19 protein-coding genes, 1 tRNA gene and 4 pseudogenes are annotated in these 21846 nt (G+C 68.9%); 10 read left to right on the top strand and 14 right to left on the bottom strand.

From position 1 onward, the window contains the following. Window positions 1-169 precede the first annotated feature (169 nt). Window positions 170-1105 (top strand): NADP-dependent oxidoreductase, encoded by a 936-nt coding sequence (locus ACFVXJ_RS25785; RefSeq protein WP_389665130.1) that lies wholly within the window; start codon window positions 170-172, stop codon window positions 1103-1105. Window positions 1106-1404: 299 nt separating this feature from the next. Further along, window positions 1405-1511: pseudogene (locus ACFVXJ_RS25790) on the top strand (transposase); the annotation flags it as partial. A 512-nt stretch (window positions 1512-2023) separates the two neighbouring features. Here the strand turns inward: ACFVXJ_RS25790 and ACFVXJ_RS25795 are convergent. The 3 genes from ACFVXJ_RS25795 to ACFVXJ_RS25805 all read right to left on the bottom strand — a co-directional run bounded on the left by ACFVXJ_RS25795 (window position 2024) and on the right by ACFVXJ_RS25805 (window position 4043). Next, on the bottom strand, window positions 2024-2890 hold the full coding sequence (locus ACFVXJ_RS25795; protein ID WP_389665132.1) for an NmrA family NAD(P)-binding protein: 867 nt from the start codon (window positions 2888-2890) through the stop codon (window positions 2024-2026). Window positions 2891-2945: 55 nt separating this feature from the next. After that, on the bottom strand, window positions 2946-3407 hold the full coding sequence (locus tag ACFVXJ_RS25800; RefSeq protein ID WP_389665134.1) for a hypothetical protein: 462 nt from the start codon (window positions 3405-3407) through the stop codon (window positions 2946-2948). A 114-nt stretch (window positions 3408-3521) separates the two neighbouring features. Beyond that, complete coding sequence (locus ACFVXJ_RS25805; RefSeq protein ID WP_389665136.1) at window positions 3522-4043, bottom strand: MarR family winged helix-turn-helix transcriptional regulator; 522 nt, start codon at window positions 4041-4043, stop codon at window positions 3522-3524. Between the two features lie 755 nt (window positions 4044-4798). Here ACFVXJ_RS25805 and ACFVXJ_RS25810 point away from each other — a divergent pair. The 4 genes from ACFVXJ_RS25810 to ACFVXJ_RS25825 all read left to right on the top strand — a co-directional run bounded on the left by ACFVXJ_RS25810 (window position 4799) and on the right by ACFVXJ_RS25825 (window position 8332). Further along, window positions 4799-5968: a hypothetical protein gene (locus ACFVXJ_RS25810; protein ID WP_389665137.1), complete on the top strand. Its 1170-nt coding sequence runs from the start codon at window positions 4799-4801 to the stop codon at window positions 5966-5968. A gap of 993 nt (window positions 5969-6961) precedes the next feature. Beyond that, on the top strand, window positions 6962-7306 hold the full coding sequence (locus tag ACFVXJ_RS25815; protein ID WP_389665139.1) for a hypothetical protein: 345 nt from the start codon (window positions 6962-6964) through the stop codon (window positions 7304-7306). Further along, on the top strand, window positions 7303-7614 hold the full coding sequence (locus tag ACFVXJ_RS25820) for a hypothetical protein (RefSeq protein ID WP_389665141.1): 312 nt from the start codon (window positions 7303-7305) through the stop codon (window positions 7612-7614). Before ACFVXJ_RS25815 ends, ACFVXJ_RS25820 begins: the two co-directional genes overlap by 4 nt. Before the next feature lie 220 nt (window positions 7615-7834). After that, complete coding sequence (locus ACFVXJ_RS25825; protein ID WP_389665212.1) at window positions 7835-8332, top strand: GNAT family N-acetyltransferase; 498 nt, start codon at window positions 7835-7837, stop codon at window positions 8330-8332. A gap of 39 nt (window positions 8333-8371) precedes the next feature. On the opposite strand, the pseudogene ACFVXJ_RS25830 reads toward ACFVXJ_RS25825, so the two are convergent. The 7 genes and pseudogenes from ACFVXJ_RS25830 to ACFVXJ_RS25860 form a co-directional block, all read right to left on the bottom strand. Continuing rightward, window positions 8372-9421 (bottom strand): annotated as a pseudogene (locus ACFVXJ_RS25830) (IS630 family transposase); the annotation flags it as partial. A gap of 291 nt (window positions 9422-9712) precedes the next feature. Beyond that, the gene (locus ACFVXJ_RS25835) at window positions 9713-10204 is read right to left on the bottom strand and encodes a hypothetical protein (RefSeq protein ID WP_389665143.1); all 492 of its coding nucleotides are present in this window, start codon (window positions 10202-10204) and stop codon (window positions 9713-9715) included. A gap of 3 nt (window positions 10205-10207) precedes the next feature. Next, entirely contained in the window at window positions 10208-11347 is a 1140-nt protein-coding gene (locus tag ACFVXJ_RS25840) for a hypothetical protein (RefSeq protein WP_389665145.1), read from the bottom strand. Then, entirely contained in the window at window positions 11347-11886 is a 540-nt protein-coding gene (locus tag ACFVXJ_RS25845; protein WP_389665147.1) for a WXG100 family type VII secretion target, read from the bottom strand. The genes ACFVXJ_RS25840 and ACFVXJ_RS25845 overlap by 1 nt, the downstream gene beginning before the upstream one ends. Before the next feature lie 461 nt (window positions 11887-12347). Beyond that, window positions 12348-12734, bottom strand: a pseudogene (locus tag ACFVXJ_RS25850) (LysR substrate-binding domain-containing protein); the annotation flags it as partial. A gap of 52 nt (window positions 12735-12786) precedes the next feature. Further along, window positions 12787-13554: an alpha/beta hydrolase gene (locus ACFVXJ_RS25855; RefSeq protein WP_389665149.1), complete on the bottom strand. Its 768-nt coding sequence runs from the start codon at window positions 13552-13554 to the stop codon at window positions 12787-12789. A gap of 222 nt (window positions 13555-13776) precedes the next feature. Further along, entirely contained in the window at window positions 13777-14091 is a 315-nt protein-coding gene (locus tag ACFVXJ_RS25860; RefSeq protein ID WP_389665151.1) for a hypothetical protein, read from the bottom strand. 211 nt (window positions 14092-14302) lie between these two features. Between ACFVXJ_RS25860 and ACFVXJ_RS25865 the strand changes: the two genes are divergently transcribed. Continuing rightward, window positions 14303-14376: transfer RNA gene (locus tag ACFVXJ_RS25865), tRNA-Met, on the top strand. Between the two features lie 302 nt (window positions 14377-14678). Here ACFVXJ_RS25865 and ACFVXJ_RS25870 read toward each other — a convergent pair. After that, window positions 14679-15377: a peptidoglycan recognition family protein gene (locus ACFVXJ_RS25870; RefSeq protein ID WP_389665153.1), complete on the bottom strand. Its 699-nt coding sequence runs from the start codon at window positions 15375-15377 to the stop codon at window positions 14679-14681. A gap of 454 nt (window positions 15378-15831) precedes the next feature. On the opposite strand from ACFVXJ_RS25870, the gene ACFVXJ_RS25875 reads away from it, so the two are divergent. Together ACFVXJ_RS25875 and ACFVXJ_RS25880 are read left to right on the top strand one after the other, a co-directional pair. Further along, a complete protein-coding gene (locus ACFVXJ_RS25875) occupies window positions 15832-16818 on the top strand; it encodes a Ku protein (protein WP_389665155.1) in 987 nt (328 codons plus the stop codon). Beyond that, complete coding sequence (locus ACFVXJ_RS25880) at window positions 16815-17216, top strand: TraR/DksA family transcriptional regulator (RefSeq protein WP_389665157.1); 402 nt, start codon at window positions 16815-16817, stop codon at window positions 17214-17216. The genes ACFVXJ_RS25875 and ACFVXJ_RS25880 overlap by 4 nt, the downstream gene beginning before the upstream one ends. A 111-nt stretch (window positions 17217-17327) precedes the next feature. Here ACFVXJ_RS25880 and ACFVXJ_RS25885 read toward each other — a convergent pair whose 3' ends face one another. Next, on the bottom strand, window positions 17328-18161 hold the full coding sequence (locus ACFVXJ_RS25885) for a PIG-L family deacetylase (protein ID WP_389665159.1): 834 nt from the start codon (window positions 18159-18161) through the stop codon (window positions 17328-17330). Between the two features lie 340 nt (window positions 18162-18501). After that, window positions 18502-19173: a MerR family transcriptional regulator gene (locus ACFVXJ_RS25890; protein WP_389665161.1), complete on the bottom strand. Its 672-nt coding sequence runs from the start codon at window positions 19171-19173 to the stop codon at window positions 18502-18504. Between the two features lie 138 nt (window positions 19174-19311). On the opposite strand from ACFVXJ_RS25890, the gene ACFVXJ_RS25895 reads away from it, so the two are divergent. Continuing rightward, on the top strand, window positions 19312-20673 hold the full coding sequence (locus tag ACFVXJ_RS25895) for a YhgE/Pip domain-containing protein (protein WP_389665163.1): 1362 nt from the start codon (window positions 19312-19314) through the stop codon (window positions 20671-20673). Window positions 20674-20977: 304 nt separating this feature from the next. Here ACFVXJ_RS25895 and ACFVXJ_RS25900 read toward each other — a convergent pair. Further along, window positions 20978-21763: pseudogene (locus ACFVXJ_RS25900) on the bottom strand (TerD family protein); the annotation flags it as partial. Window positions 21764-21846: the final 83 nt, after the last annotated feature.

The following is a 21846-nucleotide window of genomic DNA, read 5'->3' on the forward strand; positions in this document are numbered from 1 at the left end:
CACCGGAATGCCGACTCGTCCTGGTACCCGGTCCGGTGCCCCGACTCGGCTGATCCCTCCGGCTGCCCGTGATCCGCCGCGCCGCCCCCGCTCACCCGGGTTCAGGGGCGTGAGGGTGTAGAAGTGAACGCGGCATGTTCCGCGCTGACGCCCAGACTGGAGTTCCCGGATGAAGGCTCTCGTAGCCCGCGAGTACACGACGCTCGACGGGGTCAACGTCACGGACCTCCCGAAGCCCGTCGCAGGTCCCGGTGAGGTGCTGCTCAAGGTGGAGGCCGCAGCCCTCAACCCGCTGGACCTCGCGCTGATCAGGGGTGCGATGAAGGACGTCTTCCCCGTCGAGCACCCCCTCGTCGTGGGGATGGACGTCGCGGGTACGGTCGCCGAACTCGGTGAGGGCGTGACGGACTACGCCCCGGGTGACCCCGTCCTGGCCTTCACCGGTCAAGCGGGGGCCGTTGCCGAGTACACCGTGGTCGCGGTGGGTCCGCACCTCGCCAGGCGGCCGGCCGGGCTCGCCACGCCCCACGCCGCAGCCATCCCCGAGTCCGGGATGACGGCCAAGTGCCTGCTGCGCGCGGTCGGCCTCGCGGCCGGGGAGAGCGTGCTGGTGGTCGGTGCCACGGGAGGTGTCGGCCTGTATGCGGTACAGCTCGCCGCCTCGCTCGGCGCCAAGGTGTTCGCCACCGCGACCCCCGAGGACACGGACTACATGCGCGGGCTGGGTGCGCAGGGCACCATCGACTACAAGGCGGGCGACGTCGCGGAGCAGACGCTGCGCCAAGTCCCGGAGGGGGTGGACGTAGTGGTCGACCTGATCAATCGCGGTGACGCGCTTTCCAGCACGGCCCGCGCGGTCCGTGACGGGGGCCGGCTGGTTTCTCCGCTCTTCGGGCCGGAGGATCTGGGCCGCGGAGTCACCGGCGTCTACATCGGCAGCTTCACCGCCGAGCCGGGCGACCTGGAGGACCTGGCCACCCGCGCGGCCGGCGGGCGGCTGCGGGTGGAGATCGGCGCCACCTACCCGTTCGCCGACGCCCCGCAGGCGGTGTCCGACTTCGCGAGCAAGCACATCCGGGGCAAGGTCGTCATCACCGTCCCGTAGCGACGAAACCGGTGTGCGCTGTCACGGTCTTGAAACCGGGTAGCGGTACAGCGGTAGGCGCCAAGGAAGATCTTGGCCTCTTCGCGGTCGTCGGCGGGTCAGCAGGACGCGCCGGCGACCAGGCGCCCGCGCGGGTTGATCTCCTCGGGGTGAGCGGGCCGCCGGGCTGGAGGATGCGCGCAGGTTGGCATGGGTTTGCGGTCGGTCGGGGCCGCTCAGGTTGGCGTGGTTCATGCCGCGAGAGCGGCTGCCAGGCCGCGTCTGCTCTGCCTGATCCTGTTTCATCCCAGGCTCCGGGTGACACGGTGCTCTACGTGAACCGGACGGGCATCGCATGCGCTACCTTCCGCACGATTACCCGCACTGGAACACCGTCTACGCTCACTTCGCCCGCCGGCAGGAAGAAGATGGACCACCCGACTCGCCCGCGCCTACGAAGCCCGTCCGCCCGCCGCTCCGAGGCAATGATCCAGCTCGCGATGATCAACCTCATAACGCGCAGACTCACCGCCGAAGCCACCCTCGAACTCCGCCAGGGCTTTGTCCCCTTCTTGTGGTGTGCGGGTCGGGTGTAGGACCCCCGCCCGACGTCGTAGCGGGTGACGGGCCGCCGGTCCTTCGAGCCGAGCGGCCGGCCATGGCCGGGGCGGGTGGGTTTTGGTGCACGGGCCGGCGTGATGAGGGCCCCGGCGTTGGGCGCGCCGATGAGCTGGGTCATCTGGTCGCCCGCAGGGGTGAGGAGTTGACCGGTGGCGCGCAGGTGGACGGGGATGGCGGCCTTGGGGACAACGAGGTAAGCCAGGGTTGTCGAGTATGTACATGAACGATGGCATGGCGGTGGCCGGCCGCCCCACCCGGGGAGGCCGGCCACCGCCAACCCGGAAGGGTGGGGGCGGGAGCGGACGGTAGCGCCGTCGATCAGGCGGTCTGGGTGAACGTGTGGAGATGTTCGCGGAGGAACGTACGCAGTGTTCTGGCGGGGCGGCCGAGGATGGTCTCGACGGTGTCGTTGGGGGATTCCGGGCGTTCGTTGGCCAGTTGCTGGATCTCTACCACGTGGCTGGCGAGCCAGGACGGCATATGTGCGGTCGACACGAGGTGGCTGTGGAACTCGTTCGATGGCAGGTCGATGTAGCGGACGGGGCGGCAGGTCAGCTCGCCGAGTAGCCGGGCGAGCTCGGGGTGGCTGAAGGCCCTCGGGCCGGTCAGGGTGTAGGTGGCGCCGGCAAGGCTGGGGCGCAGGAGGGTTTCGGCGGCGACGTCGGCGATGTCCCGGACGTCGATGTAATTGCAGGGTGCCTCGCGCATGGCCCCGATGAGTACGCCCTCGGCGATCGCCGGGGCGTTCAGGAGCAGCTTCTGCATGAATGCGTACGGTCGGAGCAGCGTAGCCGTCATATCGGTTCTCGCCAGGTGTGCCTCGACCCGCCAGTGGCCGCGCGAGATGGCCACCGGTGAGGCGGGCTCTGCTGCCGGGGCGGAGAGTTTGACCACATGCCGTACCCCGCCCTGGGCTGCGGCATCTATCACGTTGGTTTCCAGCTCGGCTTGACGCGGGCTGTTGGCCATGGCGAGGAACAGTTGCGTGGATCCCTCGAACGCGTCGCGGAGCGTTTGAGGGTCTGCGGCGTCCGCACCGACGATCTCGACGGGCGTGTCGGTGCCGATGACGGCGCGCAGATCGTCGGGGGTGCGGCTGACGGCGCGGCAGGGGACTTCCAGTTCGGTGAGCCGCCGGAGCAGAGCGCCGCCGGTGGCACCGGTGGCTCCGATGATGGTGATCACAGTGTGCTGCCTTTCGTGGGTGAGAGCTTCGGAGAATCGGGGGGGAAGGGCTGGGTCAGGCCTGTCGCCGGGATGTCGTGCCGTGCCACCGCCAGGTGACGATGGCGGCGGCCAGAGCGGCCGACAGCGGCAAGTCGATCCGCAGCCGCTCCAGCCATGCGGCGTCGGGCACCGGTGTGTGCGACGGCAGCCAGTCGCCTCCGAACCACCCGGCAAGGCCGCCGATTCCGGCCGCCGCAATGGCAAGTGCAAGTGTGAGTACCGGTCGGGGCGCCGAGGTTGTCCAGCGTCGAGGTCGGCCACGGTGGTGCAGCCACGCGCCGACGAAGCAGGCCACCAGGGCCGATGTGGCCCCGATGGAGGTAAAGGCGGCCCTGGTCAGTTCGGGCCGCCCGCTGAGGAATCCGCCGAGCCCGGCGGTGACCGCGGGGGCCAGGTACGCGGTCGCGACTTCCTTCCACAGGGTGAACGGGCGCGTCGCGAAATCTCGCGGGGCGGTTTTATGAGGGGGACTCATACAACTCCAAAGATAATTAGTTGGCTAACTATTTACTTAGGCGGCTAACTATGAGGGTATGAGAAAGTGCCGTGCGGTCGACACGGCTGTCATCACGCGGGAGTGATGCCGTACCTATTCGGCAGTCAATGCACCGATTCGGCGAGTGATCCGCTCCAGGAGGTCGAGGAACAGCCCGCGTTCGTCGGCGGCCAGTCCACCGACCAACTCCTCAAGCCGCGCGAAGTGGTCCGCGGCCATATCGCGCAGCCGTCGGCCGCCGCGCGCTGTGAGTACGACCACTGCGCCCCGCCCGTCCTCCGCGGAGGCGTGGCGAGCCACCAGACCCTCGCGTTCCAGGCCGGCAACCAGGCCGGTCACTGTGGCGCGTGAGACGCCAAGACTCTTCGCGAGTTGCGACGGCGACTTCTCCCCGTCGCTGTCCTCGAGATCCACCAGGAGGCGGTAGCGCCCGGTCGAGAGCCCGGAACGCGCAAAGTGCACTTCGGACGCCCGGTCGAGGCGCGCCCCGGCAGCCATCAGGCGCACCGCGACGAGCACCGCCTGCGGGTCGGCGTCAAGCCCGTACCGCGCGATCTGCTTCCGCGCCTGTTCGATCGTGGGCGCGGCGCCGGGGTTCGCATCCTCGTCACTCATGAGGAGTAATATGGCGGCTAACTATCTTCCGGTCAAGTCACCGAGGGCCTCGCTGCGGAGCAAAGCGAAGACGGGCGCCGGTCATAGCCGGGGGGCGTCCGGCGGGCGTGGCAGGCGCCGGCGGTGGTGAGAAGTGGCAGGGCAGTGAGGGCGAACGCGGGAAAACCGCGCCACATCAGGTCCTTGATCACGCCACGGTTGTAGCCGCACCCAGCACACCGGCCGGAGCCCCCCGGCAGGCGGATCACCCGCACGGCCGCCGGCTTTCACCGCGGAATCAACACCGCTCGCATCATGCCGAGCGCAGCGCGCACCGGCATTAAGGCCGCGAGCCAAGAGGTGGCACGGCTCACCGGCCGAAGAGGCGAAATAGTCCCGCTCGGCCGGGGCCACGGCGGAACCGGCAGCGCAAAGCGACTGAAGACCGATCGCAGATCGCGGCCTACGCAGACACAAGGTGCACTCCCCAGCCGGGTTGCAAAGTATAGAGAAGGCTCCTGTGGCCCCGGGAGTCATGCACAGAGCGATCCGGCCTGCCGCCGCGGCCGGAATTTCACCGTTTCGTCATCTCCAGGCCCTCATTGATGCCATGTCGCGCTTGCTGAGGATCAGTTCACTGAAGCGCCCCCCTCGAACCGGACCTGAAAGAGGGACTCATGCCAAGACGCGGGTCTATCACGCTCGTTGCCGTCGCTCTCGCCGTTTCCCTGGGGTCGGTGGGGCCGGTCGCCACAGCCTCGGCAGCCCACAGCCCGGTGACACTCGCTGTGTTCGGCGACTCGCCGTACGGCAGATCGGCGTACGCGCCCGCGGGCCAGACCGCCGACACCTCGCAGTTCCAGAAGACCCCCGCGTTCATCGGCACCATCAACAGTGACCCGACGATCAGCGACGCCATCCACGTGGGCGACATCCACTCGGGCAAAGAGTTCTGCACCGAGGACCACGACGCCTCGATCGCCTCCGTGTGGCAGACCTTGACCAAGCCGCTCGTCTACACGCCGGGCGACAACGAGTGGGCCGACTGCCACAAGGCATCGAGTCTCACCTCGCCCGGTCAGGGCGGCGGCTTCTACGACTCGGCCTCGGGCGCGACCGACTACATCGGCACGAGTGGCCTGTCGACCAACACGGCGGACTGCGTCAGCTACCACTGTGGCAATCCGCTCGACAACCTGGCCAAAGTCCGGCAGGACTTCTTCGCGCAGCCCGGCCGCACCCTCGGCAGCGGAACACTGAAGGTGGTGTCCCAGGCCACCGACTACGACGCGCGCCACCCGGGCGACGCACAATACGTCGAGAACGTGAGGTGGGCACAGAACGACATCGTCTTCGTGACCATCAACGTGCCCGGTGGCTCGAACAACGACGCCGACCCCTGGTACAAGGTGCCGACCGCCACTCAGGAGCAGACCGACGAGCGGACCAACCGGACCGCGGCCGACGTCCGCTGGCTCGATGCCGCCTTCGCCCACGCGGCGGCCCAGCACGCCAAGGCCGTGGTGATCACGGCACAGGCCGATATGTGGGACCTCGACGGCAAGACAAAGGACCACCTGACGAACTACGAGCCGATCATCAGCGAGGTCGCGGCGAAGGCGACCGAGTTCCGCCGTCCGGTGCTGATGCTCAACGGTGACTCGCACCTGTACCGCTCGGACAACCCGCTGTCGCCGACGGGGACGTGCACCGGTGAGACGGACCCGGCCACCGGGGCCGGAGTATGCGCCCACGACCCGGGTGACAACGCATGGAACGAGCACCCCTACTACAACGTCTCGAACTTCCACCGGATCGTCGTGCACGGCAGCACCATTCCGCTGGAATGGCTGAAACTGACGGCCGACCCGAACACCAACTACGCCGTCACCGGCACAACCTACGGCCCGTTCAGCTGGCAGCGGATGCCGCAACCACAGCTGTAGAACCCGCTGAGCCACACGACCGGCCAGGCGTCCGACGTGGACCCCTGGCCCGTCGCATTTCCACGGGAAACGTTGTCGCTGCGCGCCGCTGACAACCTCGAAGTCGCTTCCGCCGCACCTGGACGACAGTGTGTCCAGCTCGGGCAGACCAGCCCGATAACCAGTCCTCCCCTTCGGCGTCCTCGACCAAGACCGACCGCGGGTCATCGAGGCGGAACCGCCGTGTGGCGCCCCCGGCACCGGACTCCACCAGCGACCGACCGACCGTCGGCCCCGTCGACACTCCGATCCTGTTGTGGGCCGGGAGCCACGCGACGACCTGGCGGCGTTCGAACGGCGGATGCACATCCGCGCCGCCCACCGGGTCGTGCAAGTCGGAGAGCGGGGGCGCCGGCTCATCACCGCAGGTCGGCCCACCATGGCGATCCGAAACGGCTGGACCTCCGGCCACTCCGTCGTCGAGGTCGTCAAGCGACGACATGCCGTTCCTCCTGGACTCCGTGCCAACGAGCTGTCGCGTCAGTCTGCGGCATCCACAGCGTGATCCACCTGTAGGTCGTCGTCCGCCGTGACGTGATCGACGCGCCTCCGACGGCGACGCCGTGACGCCGGGTGTCCGGGCGTGCAGTCCCGTTCAGGCCGCCTTCAGGCCGCCGACGCCCTGGCCGCCCAATGGGTCGGCGAGCAGCCGCGCGCCGCCAGGACGGCGCAGGTGTGCTCTTGTCCGGCGTGGGTCCCAGCCGGAGGACGCCCGCGCTCCCCTCGATAAGGCACAGTGACGCTGCCGGACCGTCACGGTCCGGCCAAGACGACGAGCGAACCGATTCTGCCTTTCCGAACTCGCCGGACCCGACGGACTCCCCACTCTCATGCCCCACACCCTGAGACTCGCGGACTATTGGGAACCACGACTGACCAGTCGCAGCAGGAATCGCGACATCCCGCGGGGCCTCGCACTATCGTGGAGGGCGACGAGTGGAAGAGGATAGGACCATGACCACCGCCCCCGGGCCCTCCCAACGCGTCCCAGCTATGCCGGAGCGCAGCATTCCCGCGTTGCGTGCCGCGATCGCCGCGCACGCCCCACAGCTGCTGGCCGATTTCGAGGCAAACTGGCGGGCTCGGGTCGCCGACACGTACGACATCGGCGCCGCCCCCGCGTTCCTGGCGCGCTGGTGGGGTGAGTACGCCCTCGCCCGGGATCCCGATCTCGACCACCACGTGCGTGATCTTGAGCAGCGGGCCGCCGAATGCGCCGACCCGGACAAAGCCAGGGATCTCTTGGAAGAAGCCTCCCGGATCCACCACCAGGTGGCTTCGCTCGGGCCGGGCGAGTGAGCGCTGAGTTCACCGGCCCGCCCTGGGCCACGGACTGGACCAAGTTGGCCGCCGAGTACCGCGACGCTTTGCCCACCCGCGTGCGAGATCTGATCATCGATGCCGTCACCGAACTGAAGACCTCCCGCCACCCGTACCGTGACGACCACCTCGACACCGCGAAGATCAGCATCGAGCCCGCCCGCTCCACCGAACCCCGCGGCGCGCACATCCTGTACTTCGACTACGGCCACGGCTGGCTCCGCTACACCTTCACTCACCGCACCGCCGACCCCCAGATCGTCATCGAACGTATCTTCTGGCAGTGACAACCGCGGTTGCACCCGCTGCGCCGGTCGCCTGCCTCCAGGCCGGCGAGCCTGCTCCTCCTAGTGCCGTGACCGGATAGGTTCACCGAGGTCTCGTGGTCTGCGGGTGCGTGAGCAACCACCGCTCCCCGGTTCCGACTGGTCGCAGGGCTGAACGACCTGGTTTGTGTGGTTTTAATCAACTTGCCGCCTGCCCCGTCGGGCGGGCAGGGTCTGCATCATGCTTGAACTACGCACCTTGGAAGCAGACGACTGGCCCCTTTGGCGGGAGTTGCGACTGGCCGCGCTTGCTGAGGCGCCCTACGCGTTCGGGTCGACGCTGGCCCAGTGGCAGGGCTCCGGCGACCAAGAGGAACGCTGGCGTGCCCGTCTGTCGATTCCTGGCGCGCACGATCTCATCGCGCTCCTCGACGGCCTTCCGGTGGGCATCGCCAGCGGAGTGCCGGGCGAAGGAGCAGAGAACGTGGAGTTGATCTCGATGTGGGTCAATCCCACGGCTCGGGGCAAGGGCGTGGGTGACTGCCTGATCCAGGCGGTCGAGCGGTGGGCGGCGGAGGGCGGTGCCACGATGCTGCGGTTGTCCGTCATGCCGGACAACCGCAAGGCGACCGCGCTCTATGAGCGGCACGGTTTCACGGACACGGGTGAGCCCGGCGATCTTCTGCCCGATGGCGTGGGCAGGGAGCGGGTCATGGCGAAGAAGCTGGCCGCTGTCTGATCTCCACATCCGGGCACGGCGGGCTCCCCCACGTGCTCGGGCTGCGGCGGCGAGGGGGCGTCCGCCCCAGCGAATGCCCTTCTCGCTGCGGACGCGAGCGCGTTCCCGGCGTTGTGCGGCGAGTATGTCGGGGCGGCGGGCATTGGCATTGCGCCACGCAGGTAGGCGTGCAGCGCCCGGGTCCGCACCGTGTGATTCGGATAATTGGAGTTGGCCGGGGTGAACTGCCGCAGCGGGCCGAAGTTCGCCTCGATCGGGTTGGCCCAGGAAGCGTAGGTCAGGGTGAAGCGCAGCTCGACCTTGTTCTTCTTCGCCCAGCGGCGGATGCCCGCGCCGGTGCGGGCGGAAAGGTTGTCCAACATGATGTGGATCGGGGCATGGTCGGGTCGGGCGGCGCGGATCGACTTCAGCGGGGCCGGCGTGTTGGCGGTCCCTTGCGGCGGTGGTTGAGCCCCACAGCCGGTCGTCGCCGATGGAGTAGCAGCCGTGGAAGTAGGTCCCGCCGTGCGTGCGGCGGTAGGTCGCCGGCAGACGGTCGGGCTTGCCCTGCCTCGCCCAGCAGGAGCCTGTGGTCGGCCTGATGCCCAGGGGCCCGAACTCGCCGAAGGCGAAGACTCGGTCCGCGATGTGCTCCAGCACGTGCTGCTCGATGCGGTCGAGCTTGGCGTCGCGCTCGGGGTCGGGCGACTCCTTCCATGTCTTGGTGCGCTGGAAGGTGATGCCGCGGCGCAACAGCAGGAACCATAAGGCTTCACGGCCGATACGGATGACGCGTCCGTGCACGCGGGGCAGGTAGGCGGCGAGTTCGCGGACCGACCATCGGGTGAAGGGCTGGCCGAGCTTGGTGGGGCGGGTGGTGGCCGGCTGGACGACGAAGTCCTCGTCGTCAGGGCTGATCAGGCGGGGACGGCCTCCCTCCGATCGAGGGTCCAGACAGGCCAGACCGATCTCGTCCAACCGGTGGATCGCGTCCCGCACCGTGTCCTCGTCGGCGTGGACCAGCTGGGCGATCACCGGGACACGGTTCCCGCCGGCCGACGCGAGCAGCATCATCGCCCGCCGATGGCGCACCGAGCTTGTACACGTTCTGGGGTCGGCGGTCACATGGCCATGGGGGCCGGTGCGGCTGCGGCGAGGACGGCGGCGGCGAGGGCGTCACCGCTGCGCAACCCGATAGTGCGGCCAGGTCTGCTCGGCCGGCTTGTGCCGCCGAGCTGCGGCTGAGCGGGGTGTCCCGGGCGGCGGCCGTGGCTGCGGCGGTTGCGCGGCGTACCTCGGCGTCCTCGAGAGCCGTGAGTCGGCGGCCCTGGGCGTATCGGCTCAGTAGCCGGTCGGCGTAGAGCCCCGGTCAACGAGTCCTTCCCAAGTCCTTTTCATGTGTCAGTCCGTCTTGGTGAGGTCGAGGCGGAAGTCCGGGCACGTGTCAGGGTCGGAATTCTCGTAGAGGACCGTCTTGGTGGAGTCCATGGCGACGGACAGGCGGTCGATGGTGTCACCTGACATCCAGTCGTGCGGCTGGGTGAAGTAGAGGTGGACCAGGGGATGGTCCTTGGGGTTCGAGGGGGTGTCGATTTCCCAGGTGCCCGAGCCCTTGAAGGTGGCTCCCAGTTCCGCCCGGTAGTAGTTGCCGGTCGGCCAATTCTCCGCCGTCAGGGTGCCGCCGTTCTGGCCAGGGGTGAGCGAGAGTGTGAGGGTGACACCCTCCGCGTCGTGTTTTCCTCGATAGACGCCGGCGAGTTCGCTGCCGCCCGCAGCTGTGGCTTCGGGCGGGATGCAGGGCTCGAACGCGCTGGAGGCACCGCACGCGGTCAGCTGGAGCGTCAGCAGGGAGAGGGATACGGCCATGGCGAGCGCGCGCAGGGGGCGGTTCATGGGTTACTTCCCTCCGGCCGGGATACGTTCGGTCCAGGTGATCTCCTGGCGAACGGTGGAGAGGACGCCCTCGTCCCGGTTCGTGCTCTTGAGCCAGTCGTAGTAGCCGATGAAGTGCAGGAACGATTCGTTGCTGGTGGCGTTCTTCAACTTGTACTGCACGACGAGGGAGCCGTCGGGGTCTTGTCCCCGCACGTCGTAGTCCAGGGAGTAGGAGCCGGTGAAGGCTTCGCCAAGGTGCTTCGGGTCCCCGGTGACGATGGCGGGGATGTCCGTCGTGATCAGCTTTTCGATCGCGCCGATCTTGCCGCCGTCGGAGATCGAGTAGTGGACCGTGCCCGATGCGTTGCCCTCCTTGCGCCACTCGTCGAGGGTGTCCGTCCGAAGCTTCTTCATGCTCTCGCTCTGGCGGATGAGCTCGGTCATCTCGTCCCCGGCCTCGTAGTGTCGGTCACGCGGCCCTTCGCCGAGGAGCCATCCGAAGCCCAGGTCGTACGGGTCTTCCCTGTTGGGCAGCTGGTACGGGGGCTTGCCTTGGATGGCGCGGTTGAGCTCGTTGTACTCCTCGTAGCCGATCGTGTTGGTGGAGTCGATGTTCTGGTGCTGGGGCTTGGCGTTGAACCACTCGCCGAGGCCGATATCCGACATCAGGCTGAACGAAAGGTTTTGGTCGGCGGCTATGCCACGCTTGACGATCTCCACGAGCTCCCGCTGGGCCGTCTCGATCGCTTTCGCGTCGTCGGACCCCTTCTCGATGACCTTGCACTCGCCGTGGATCATGGACGTCGACACGGCGCCGCTTGAGTCGACGTGCAGGCCCCGCTCGCCGGCGCGCCTGACCGCTGCCTCGAGTTCGGTCTTTACGCTCTTCAGTTCGCCCAGGGCGTCGTCGAGGACACCGAGCACGGCCTCCGCGACCTTGGTGGCATCGTCGAGCTGGCGCTCGATGTCGTCGATCATCCGCCAGGCGTACGGGGCCGCCGCGCCTTCCCAGTAGCCCTTGTCCCGCAGCGGCTGAAGCATCTCGTCGTGGACCCGCTTGCCGAGCTTGCCTATCGCCTCGTGCGAGGTGCGCCACTGGTCGGCAAGCTTCTGCAGCGGCCCAAGGTCGGTATCCAGGATCTCCCGGTAGAACGAGGCCATCAGAGTCCCTCCAAGAGCGACTTGCGGGGCTTGATCCCCCGGAACGCCTCTTCGATCTCGTGGTTCGTCTTCGTGTAGTCCCGTGCCCCGATCCGGAGGCTCTCCGCGATCTGCGCGAGCCAACCCGCCACCGTGCCGGCCTGCGTCTCCCATTGCTTGTGGGCGGCCCGCAGGGCGAAGGCCGTCTCCCAGCCTCCCATGGCCGACGCCGCCGCCTCAGCGGGTCCTTCGAGTGCGGCGGCGGGCTTGGTGAAGGCGGTGTGGATCTCGTCCGCGCTGCCGGCGGCCTTGGTGAGGATGGACGGCTCGATCCTCAGGACCTCGCCGTCCTGATGCGGCCCGGCCTTGGGGGCCGGCTTGAGAAACGGGTACGGCTGCTGAAACGGGGTCTGCTGAAGAGGGACCGGGACGAGCGGGTCGTGGTAACTGTCAGCAGGCGGGGCCTTGGTCATCCCGCCGGCCCAGGGAGAGTTGTGCTTCTTCAGCTCGTCAGGCGTCAACGGCAATTGAGCCGGTTCGGGCAGCTTGTCGTCACTCATGTTGATTCCCCCGCGGTGATGCGTGTTCGCCCAGCAGCCTAATACGCCGGTCTGACTTCGGAATCCATGTGCCGGCTCCGGTGTCAAGCCGTCGTCGGTGGGTCGACCTCTTCGGCCCGGTCGGGATCGGAACGAGTCGCCCAGGCCCTCGGCCACCTCACCGTCCGTCAGGGCGAGGCCGCCGGTTCACGCAAGACCGGCCGAGGTCCTTGCGGATCTCACTGACGGCGGTGGACCGCGCCCCGCAACAAGGCGGATCCGTGAACCGGTACACCCGACGTGCTCTTCCTCGGCGACTTCCATGCGCCGGCTCGGAGCAGTCCAGGCCTATGACCTCTATCATCTGGCCGGCGAACGGCAGGGCCGGTCCTGTCAAGAGCGTGGAGCAGGCCGATTTCCGTTGCGGTGTAGCTGTACCGGGGGCTTTGTTCACGAGCTGTTGGCAGCTCCGTTGCCGGTGCTCAGCGGCGGTACGCGCCTGTGGCGATTTCGATGAATGATCGGAGCAGGGGGTTGGTGTCTCCTTCGTTACACACCGCCACCACCCGGCTCGGCGCTATGTCGATCAGCGGTACCACGGTGAACTCCGCGGGCAGGTTGTGTCCGAGCGGGGCCAGACCGACCGTGCCGTTCCACAGCACAGCCTGCAGGCATTCCTGGACGGCGCGCACCACTGGTCCCTCGCGCGGCCTGCCACCGTTCCAGTACGACTGCCAGATGGGATCGGTGCCCTGCGGAAACTGGAACCAGCGGCGGTCGCGCAGTTCGGCCAGCCGCAGCCCATCGCGGCGGGCCAGCGGATCGTCGGCGCGCAGGACAACGCCGACCGGATCGGTCCGCAGCTTTCGAAATCCTGCGCCGGCGACGCGTGATCCAGTCGAATGGCCCGAGGCTGGGCTGTCAGGCCGGCGAGGTGATCGGCCGGCCGAGGTGCCGGGCGAAGAACCGGACCGCGCTGTCGGCCTCGAACCGGGGCAGCTCCTTGTGCTTGCCCGAGTTCACGTGCAACGACTTCTCCTTCGAGGCGAAGGCGTCGAACAGCGCGATACCTTCCTCGCGCGAGATGTGCTCGTCGTCCCATTGCAAGTCGAACTCGATCGGGATGGTGATCTTCTTCGCATGCTCGGCCAGGACGTCGGGCCAGTGCTGCCCGAAGACCGCAGCCGCGATCCTGGGTTCGCCCGCCACGAAAGGTACGCCGATCGCGGTGCCCATGTTGATGCCCCAGAAGCCGACCGGCCCGTCGGCGCCGATCTCCGGTAGTTCCCCTAGGGCGTCCAGGGTCGCCCGGTACTCGGGCACGGCAAGCTTCGCAAGGTGGTCGTTGTAGCGCACGACGATCGGGCCTTCCGGCTCGCCCGCCGCCCGCGCCCGGAACAGCTCCGCGATTTCCGCTTCGTCGTGTGCCGTGCGCGGCCGGTCGCCGTGACCGGGCGCGTCGATGACCGCGACGTGGAAGCCGCAGCCGGTCACGAGAAGACGGGCGCGGCCGGACATCGCGGGGTGCTTCTTGTGGTTGCCGCCACCGTGGGCCATCAGGACCAGGGGGGCGCGATCGGCCACGTCGGCGGCCGGCGACCAGAGGACGCCGGGGGCACCGTCCACGACGAAGTCGCGTTCGAGCATGTCGCCGGACGACGACTCGGCGGTGAACTGCATGGAGTGCATGAGGTGTTGCCCTTCGGGAGTGCCTTGTTGTCGAGGCGCTCCCGGCGACAGCTGTGTCAATCACCGGCCGTGACGGCAAGGGGGAGCACCCACATCGATACAGCGTTCATGGGTCTCACCTCCTCGGCTGGTGTCACGGTCGACTGGAAGCTACCAGCCCCGGTGACCGTTCCTCAACGCGTTTTCCCGCCCGTACCGTCGCCGACGGCGAGGTCCTCGCGCTCATAGGCGTGAGCGGGGATCAGGCGTCGACGCCGATCGGGCGGTGCAGCAGAGTTCGTGTCGAGTGCCGTCGGCTACGGCGTGGAGCTTGTCCGGGTTGGCCACGTTGCGGATGGCCGAAATGCGGCCTTTCGGGTCGAAGTCGAAGGTCATCGTGGCGATGACGCGGTCCGGGCCGCGGAAGACCACCCCCGCACCGGGCTCGATGCCCTGGTAGATCGCGTGCCGAGCGCGGCGAACCGGCGTGCCACGGTCTCCCAGGCCGACGACCGGCTTGAGGGCCTGGCGAAGCGGACCCTGCCCCTTTCGGTCCACAACGTCCCGTCCGGGAGGGCAGTTCCATGGGGGCGTGGATGTCGCCACCCCGCCGCCGCGAAGAACCTTGCGGCCACGCCGCGGGGGCAAGCACGGTCCGCGGTGCTTCCGCCCCGCCCGGGAGCACGATCGCCTCTCCCCCACCCCGGGCGGCGGAACGCCAGACTGGTCAGGGGATGGTCCGGCGGTGCCGTAGGGTGGGGTTCACCGACGCGGGGTGGAGCAGCTCGGTAGCTCGCTGGGCTCATAACCCAGAGGTCGCAGGTTCAAATCCTGTCCCCGCTACTACCCGGAAGGGCCCGGATCCTCAAGGGTCCGGGCCCTTCTGCCATACCCCCAGTGTCAGGCGAGCGGCAGGGTGACCGAGCCGCCAGGCCTCGACTCGTCAACGCGCAGCCGCTGCCAGGTGCCCACCCCCGCGACACGGGGTCGCGCCCGCTCTTGGAAGGCGCTACTCAGCCCCCGCCACCCGGGGCCACTCCGCCCTGCCCGCCGGCACCGAGGCGGGCCACCACGCGGTCACGGCCGTCGACCGGGCCCCAGCGCGAAGGCCCCGCGCTCCCGGTCCTGCGGCCTCGCGAAAGCCGTCAGTGCAGGCGGGCCGCGAGGCGGGCCGCGACCTCGTCACGCAGGCGGGGAAGCAGCGCGTACAGCCGGTCGCCGGGGCAGGCGGTGTCGTTGAAGTCCCGATGCCCCCAGATCTCGGCGGGATCCAGCCCGTACCGCCCGCAGACGTACGCAGACAGCTCCACCAGGGCTTCGAACTGCTGCGGGGGCGGCTCGACGCCCGTGTAGGTGCCCTCGGTCTCGATACCCACCGCCACGTCGTTCTGCCCGACGCAATGAGCGGAACGCACCTGCCGCAGGCCCTCGTTCAGCTCGGCGAGACTGCGGTGACGCCCCTCGGTGACGTACGCTCCCCGGCTGACGGTGAAGTGCTGGCCCGTGTCGATCCAGCCGCGGGTGTCCATGTGGAGGTCCTGGACCGCCCGGGCGAGGGCGACGGCCCGGCCGAGGGAGAAATCCTCCAGATTCCTCGTCGCCGTGTGATGGACCACGATCCGGCGCGGCGGCGAAGCCAGTACGACCACGTCCTCGGCAGGCGGCCGAGCCCCCCACCGCTCGCAGCCGATGATCCCCGCTACCGAGCGGACCCGTTCGGAGGCTCGTGCCGCCGGCGCCCACACGGTCGGCGCGAGCCCCAGCACGGAGCCGAGAGCGAGCCGTCTGCTGATGAGCCGCGAGGGCGCTGTCTCCAGCGATGCCCGGCCAGGATGAATTCCCACGGTTGCGCAACGATCAGAAGATCGAGAGGAAACGTATGGCCACCCCTTCACTTCCGCGCAGCACGCCTTGAGCCCGCTTCCTCTCTTCGAAGCTCGCTCCGGGCATGGCACAGCTGCCGTCGGGGGTGCCCGCGACGTCGTGGACGGAGCCGCGGTGACCGCTGAGGACACGTGGGCAGCGACTGGTGTCCACGTCCAGCCCCGGACGGCGCCGCCCCCGCCGGCGGAGAGCGCGTAGCGGTCGCCCGCACGGGTCACTGAACGGAGCGCCGATCTCCAAAACCGAACAATTGTATGATTCGCGGGAGAGTGGCGAGACCGCCTTCCCCGACGACCTACGGCCGCCTCGTACTCGCCGCGGGCGGCCTGCTCGACGGCATGGAAGCGACATCGGGTGGTACAGGCCGGGTAGGCGCCGTGAGCTGGACAAGGGAAGCTGGAGGAGGTGGCGGCTGTGGCGCGTCCCGTGTGGGCCGGGAATCTGTCGTTCGGGCTGGTCAGCCTGCCGGTTGGCCTCTACACGGCCACCGACAGCCACACCGTCCACTTCCATCAGCTCCAGCGCGGCACGTCCGACCGGATCCGCAACCGGCGAGTGAACGAGCGCACCGGTGACGAGGTCGAGCTGACGGACATCGTCAAGGGCTATGACACCGGCGACGAGTACGTCTTGGTCGAACCGAAGGAACTCGACGACATCGCACCGGGCCGCTCCCGGTCGCTGGACATCGCCGGGTTCGTCGACCTGACGGAGATCGATCCGATCTTCTTCGACAAGACCTACTACCTCGGCCCGCGCGGCAAGGAGTTCGGGAAGGTCTACAGCCTGCTGGAGCATGCCTTGGCCAGGGCCGGGAAGGCGGGCATCGCCACCTTCGTCATGCGCCAGCACGAGTACCTGGTCGCCCTCAAGGCCGAGAACGGCCTCCTCACGCTGCACACGCTGCACTGGGCGGATGAGATCCGGGATCCGAGGAAGGAGATCGACACCTTGCCCGGGAAGGCAAAGGCTTCGGACAAGGAACTGAAGATGGCCGAGCAACTCATCCGGGCCATGGGCATGGATTGGGAACCCGAAGAGTTTTACGACACGTTCCAGGAGAAGGTCGCGGCCCTCATCGAGGCCAAGAAGGTCGGCGAGACGGTGGACAAGGCGGAACCCGCCGCGGAGCCGACCGGGGTGGTCGACCTCATGGACGCCCTGCGGGCCAGTGTCGAGCGTGCCGGAAGTCCGAAGGCCACGGGTGGTAAGGCCACGGTCTCCGGGAAGACCGCGGCCGGGAAGAAGCCGGCGGCGAAGAAACGGATCCGTTCCGCCCCGAAGGAGGACCTGACCGACTTGTCGAAGGCAGACCTCTACAAGAAGGCGGCGGCCGCCGATGTGCCCGGCCGCTCGCACATGACCCGCGACGATCTGGTGAAGGCGCTGTCCCGAACATGACTCAGGCAGATCATGACGAGCACGCCCCGTCCACCTTCGCGACCGCCCGCGAACTCCTCGCAGCCGACCGGGCCGACACCCTCGCGCGGGCTGCCGCGCTGAGCCGCGACTTCGACGGGATCGTCGCGGCGAACGCCCTGGTGGCGGTCGACGACGAGCACGACCCGGAGGGGGGCAGCACCGCCTTCGAGCGGGCCCACGTGGCCACTTTGCTGGCGCGGGCACGGGAACACCTGGAAGAACTGGACCGGGCGCTGGAACGGCTCGAACAGGGACAGTACGGACGGTGTGAAGGCTGCGGCGGGACGATTCCGCCCGAACGCCTGGAGGTCCGTCCGGCGGCGACCACCTGTGTTCGCTGCGCGTCCGATCCGCGCCGGCCGCCGCACCCCGCCTGACGCCGACCGGTATCCGGCGCACCTGTCATCGATCCCGCGTGCCGGCCGGCCGGTCGTGGCCTCGGCTCCTCGGCGCCCTGCGGCCGCGAGCCGTCGGTTCGGACGGGCGGATCAGCGCAGTCCGGCGAAGAGATCGTTCTCGGGTAGGGCGGCACCGGTGGCGTCCTTGACACGCACGAAGGTCTCCATGCCCATCAACGTGCCGAACCTCTCCTTGCCCATCTTGAGGAAGAAGATGTTCTCGCCCTGACTGGCGTGTGCGGCCAGCGCGTCGAACTTCTGGCCGCTGAACGCGGTGGTGTCCACCCACGTGCTGATCTCATCGTCGGGGAGGCCGATCTCGGCCAACGCGGCGGCCTCGGCGGGATCCTGCTCCGGCATGTCCTCCTGGAACTCGCGCATGATCTCCCCGAACCGCCGCATCCCCGAGCGGGGCACCGTCGTCCAGTACACCTTCGGTGTCAGCGCGGTCATCTCCAGCGCCGCCATCGTGATGCGGTGGGCCTGAATATGGTCGGGGTGGCCGTAGAAGCCGTTCTCGTCGTACGTGACGACCACGTCGGGCCGGTAGTGCCGCATGAGTTCCGCAAGTCGGGCGGCACCCTCGGCTACGGGAGTCTGCCAGAAGGCTCCGGGGGCGGCGTTGCTCGGCCAGCCCATCATCCCGGAGTCGGCATAGTCCAGCATCTCCAAATCGCTGACCTTCAGGACGTCACAGCTCGTCCGGAGTTCTTGCCGGCGCATCAAGGCGACCGTCGCCGGATCGTGCCCGGGATCGCCCGGCTTGACACCGCCCGGTCCGTCACCGCAACCGCCGTCGGTACACGTCACGAGAACCGTGCGGATGCCCTCCGCCGCGTACCGCGCGAGAACCCCTCCGGTTCCGGTGGCCTCGTCGTCGGGGTGGGCGTGCACTGCCATGAGCGTCAAGGGCCGGTCAGTCATGAAACAGTCCTCCTGCAGCCGGTGGGGGTCAACGGAACACGGACCGGAGCGGGTGCGCCCCGCCGCCGGTCCCCGCGGGTGAGTTCGCCCAGCGCCTACTCGGCTGCCCTCAGGGGAGAGCCGAGCACCACGACGTGCCCGCCAGTCGGGGGCGCAGCGCGACCAGTCCGCCTCTCGGCGGGCGTCGAGTTCGCCGGGGATGACACGTTACAACCTCCCCTACCCGGGCCTGGCTCCGCCGGCGAACTTCTCGGTACCGCAATCGCCGTCCCCCTCCGCCGGGGAAGGCCGGCCGACGACGGCCGGTGGCCGTGCCCTCCGTGCGAGCGCTTACGGAGCGCTACGGACCCGGCGGCGTCGCCTGCGGCTCGGCTGTCGCTCTGCGGCGGACCTGGTCCTCCTGGGCCAGCCGACGCAGCAGTTCGAACACCGGGGCGCAGATCGCGAAGACGATGACCGCCCGCTCGGCCAGAGCGACCGGGTCGTCGAGGCCCGCCGCGCGTTCCAGGTCCAACCGGGCCACCGACTCGGCCAGTCTCGCGTAGGCGGTGAGCTCGCCCGGGGCGTACTGCGCATCCAGCCGCCGCAGTTCCCGAAGGGCCGCCGTCAGCCCCTTCACGTGCGGTGAGGTTGCGGGCGCCTGCCAGTCCAGTGCCGCAAGCAGCTCCGCCACCTCGGCCCCGGCGGTCGCGTCCGCCTCGGCTTCCTTTTCGTGGTCTTCGGCAGGCTGGGCGGCCACCGGCACCGGCAGGGCGTAGCTCACCGCTCCGAGAGCACCGTCGGAGGTGTGCGCCTGGTCGACGGCCCCGAGCACGTCACGGGTGGCGGCGATGGACAGGCCGCCGAGCGTGGTCAGCGCCTTGATCAGCCGCAGCCGCTGCGCGTGCTCCTCCCCGTACTCGGCGATGGTCGCGGCGGTGGCCCGCCCCGCGGGCAACAGACCCTGGCGCAGAAAGTACTTGATGCTGGCGACCGGCACGCCGGTCCGCCGGCTGAGCTCCGAGATCTTCATGCGGCTTCCCTGCTGGTCATGCGGTCCGGTATCCGTCGTCGGTGATTGGACACCACAACAAGATACTGCCAGTATCCAGTATCTGGATACCTCAGGTATCCAGCTCAGGAATCGCAACGCAGCCGCACCGGAGAATCGATGCCTCATCCCACGCCCCCCTCCGTGCTCCGCCGACCCCGGTTGTGGATCGGAACGGGACTCATCGCCGCAGTGGTCTCGATACTGTTCGCCCTGCTCTATGTCGGCGGCAACGTCAACCCCAGAGGCAACCTGCGCGACCTGCCGGTGGCCCTGGTGAACACCGACAGCGGCGCCGACGCGGGCGGCCGCCACCTCAATCTGGGACAGCAGGTCGTCTCGGGGATCCAGAAGGCCGCCGAGGGCGACAAGAGCATCGACTGGCAGGTCGTCAGCCGCGAGGAGGCCGAGAGGCGGTTGGGCCGCGGCAAGGTCTTCGGCGCCCTCGTCATACCCAAGGACTTCTCCGCCACGGTGACCGGGCTCACCGCCCCCCAGCCGGCGCCCCAGGGCCGGCCCGCCCCGCCGACCCTGACCGTGCTGACCAACCAGCCCGCAGGCAGCATCGGCTCCTCCATGTCCTCCCAGGCCGCCCAGAAGGCCGCTCACGCGGCATCCGCCCAACTCGGCCAGGAACTGCTCAAGCAGGCCGCGGCCCAGAAGACCCCGCTCCCGACGGCGGCCCAGCTCAAGCTGGCCGATCCGGTGACCGTGAACGTCGCCGACGGCCACCCCGTCGGCTCCCGGAGCGCCATGGGCCTGAGCGCCTTCTACTACGCACTCGTCCTGGTCGTCTGCGGCATGCTCGGCGCCAACGTGGTCAACTCCCAGGTCGACACCGCGCTGGGCTACCTGCACACCGATTTCGGCCCTTTCCGCAAGCGCGAACCCGTCCGGCACACCAGCCGTGTCCGCACCCTGGCCATCGGCATGGTGCTCATGCTCGGCCTGTCCGTGGTCATGGGCTCCCTGGTCGAGGTCGCCACAGTCGGCATCCTCGACATGGATGCCTCCCACCTCGGCCTGCTGTGGTTCTACTCGGTGGCCACCGTCGCGGTGGTCGGCATCGGCAGCCTGACCCTGTTCGCCGCCTTCGGCACCCCCGGCATGCTGCTGGCCACCATCGTGTTCGTCGCGATGGCCGTCCCCTCCTCCGGCGCCACCGTGCCCGTCCAGGCCCTCCCCGGCTTCTTCCGCGTCCTCGCCAAGTTCGAGCCGCTGCGCCAGATCACCGAGGGCCTGCGCTCCCTGCTCTACTACGGGGCCCAGGCCGACGCGGGCCTGACCCGGGCGTGGGGCGCGATGGGTGTCGCCCTTGTCGCCGCACTGCTCTTCGGCTTCTCCATCACCCGCCTCTACGACCGCAAGGGGCTGCACCGCATCCCCCGCCCCGAGGCCGAGGTCGGCGCCGCGGCCGCCGTCCGCAACGAGACCCCCGAATCCCCGAAGTCCCCCGAGGACGCCAGCCCCGCCAGCGCCTGAGCAGCCGGTCCGCAGAGAATCCCCACAGCCGGGCACGGACCGTCGGACCGGACCCCGCACCGGCGCCGCTTCCCGTACGGCCGGCAGCGCCGCGTTACCCGCGGGCCGCCCGGCCCCCGCCGGAGTCGGTCGATCACTCGCGGTGGCCCGCGCGGGCGGTATGCAGAAAAAAGGCGTCCGGCCGCCCCGCTACAGGCGGGGCGGCCGGACGCCGCAAGTCGGTGGCGAGGAAAGCGAAGGGACTAATTTCAAGGAGTGTGGAGAAGGAAGCCCCTTCATGGCCTCGCCACGATCACGTTAGCACTCAGTCGGGGATCAGGTCGCGCAGGTTTTCCGCGGTGATGATCCGCGACCGCGGGTGCAGTCCGGCGGGGCGCTCCAGGCCGATGTAGGTGACGGGCCCCGCCGGGACCGTCTTGCCGTCCCACGGGGTGATCGTCGTCGCGCTGCCGGCCATCAGCTCGGTGAGGTAGCGCACGGTGAGCTGCTCACACTCGACGATGCCGCGCAGGAGCGTCGCGACCGTCACCCGGTTGCTCTCGACCCTGTTCGACGAAGGGGCGCCCTTCAGGTAGAGGTTCAGCCACTTGGCGCGCCATCGGCCGTCGGAGCCGCGCAGGAAGACCAGGGGCAGGGCGACCCGGCCCGGACCCCGCAGCTCCGACTTCATGCGCACCGTGCGCGGCTCGAACGGCCGACCCCTCTGCTCGCCCTCGCGGAGCATGAACCCGAAGAACGACTCCTCGACCTCTTCGAAGCCCTCTCCCGAGAAAATGTTGACCTGGGGCACGATGCAGGCCGCGCGCACAGCACCCAGGCGCAGGTTGATGAACTCCGAGGCCCCGTCGGGAGCGTCCGTGATGTCGCCGGAGTGCTCGCCCTCGACACCGCGCAGGTTGGTGTACGACAACCAGGATGCGGTCGAGTAGTCGGCGTTCAGGAGCGCCGCCGACAGGTCGTAGTCGGTGGTGCGCTCGCTCTGCTTCCAGTACACGAAGAAGCGCAGCAGTTCTCCCTCGACCCGGGACACGGAGCCGCGCGGCAGCACGCCGAACCCGGACGCGGTGGCCTTGCCGCGGAGCGGCAACGCCCCGACCAGGAAGTCCCGGTACTGCCGCACGTGGTACCGGGGCGGCACCCCGCCCCCCCCCGTCGTTTAGAGCCCGGCGCTCA

Source organism: Streptomyces sp. NPDC058279 (assembly GCF_042881255.1).
Lineage (GTDB): Bacteria > Actinomycetota > Actinomycetes > Streptomycetales > Streptomycetaceae > Streptomyces.

Bases quoted from the DNA above. Each gene is read 5' to 3' on its own strand.
- ACFVXJ_RS25785 (WP_389665130.1), top strand. From the start codon at position 170: ATGAAGGCTCTCGTAGCCCGCGAGTACACGACGCTCGACGGGGTCAAC.
- ACFVXJ_RS25800 (WP_389665134.1), bottom strand. From the start codon at position 3,407: ATGAGTCCCCCTCATAAAACCGCCCCGCGAGATTTCGCGACGCGCCCG.
- ACFVXJ_RS25805 (WP_389665136.1), bottom strand. From the start codon at position 4,043: ATGAGTGACGAGGATGCGAACCCCGGCGCCGCGCCCACGATCGAACAG.
- ACFVXJ_RS25815 (WP_389665139.1), top strand. From the start codon at position 6,962: ATGACCACCGCCCCCGGGCCCTCCCAACGCGTCCCAGCTATGCCGGAG.
- ACFVXJ_RS25825 (WP_389665212.1), top strand. From the start codon at position 7,835: ATGCTTGAACTACGCACCTTGGAAGCAGACGACTGGCCCCTTTGGCGG.
- ACFVXJ_RS25835 (WP_389665143.1), bottom strand. From the start codon at position 10,204: ATGAACCGCCCCCTGCGCGCGCTCGCCATGGCCGTATCCCTCTCCCTG.
- ACFVXJ_RS25840 (WP_389665145.1), bottom strand. From the start codon at position 11,347: ATGGCCTCGTTCTACCGGGAGATCCTGGATACCGACCTTGGGCCGCTG.
- ACFVXJ_RS25845 (WP_389665147.1), bottom strand. From the start codon at position 11,886: ATGAGTGACGACAAGCTGCCCGAACCGGCTCAATTGCCGTTGACGCCT.
- ACFVXJ_RS25855 (WP_389665149.1), bottom strand. From the start codon at position 13,554: ATGCACTCCATGCAGTTCACCGCCGAGTCGTCGTCCGGCGACATGCTC.
- ACFVXJ_RS25880 (WP_389665157.1), top strand. From the start codon at position 16,815: ATGACTCAGGCAGATCATGACGAGCACGCCCCGTCCACCTTCGCGACC.
- ACFVXJ_RS25885 (WP_389665159.1), bottom strand. From the start codon at position 18,161: ATGACTGACCGGCCCTTGACGCTCATGGCAGTGCACGCCCACCCCGAC.
- ACFVXJ_RS25890 (WP_389665161.1), bottom strand. From the start codon at position 19,173: ATGAAGATCTCGGAGCTCAGCCGGCGGACCGGCGTGCCGGTCGCCAGC.
- ACFVXJ_RS25895 (WP_389665163.1), top strand. From the start codon at position 19,312: ATGCCTCATCCCACGCCCCCCTCCGTGCTCCGCCGACCCCGGTTGTGG.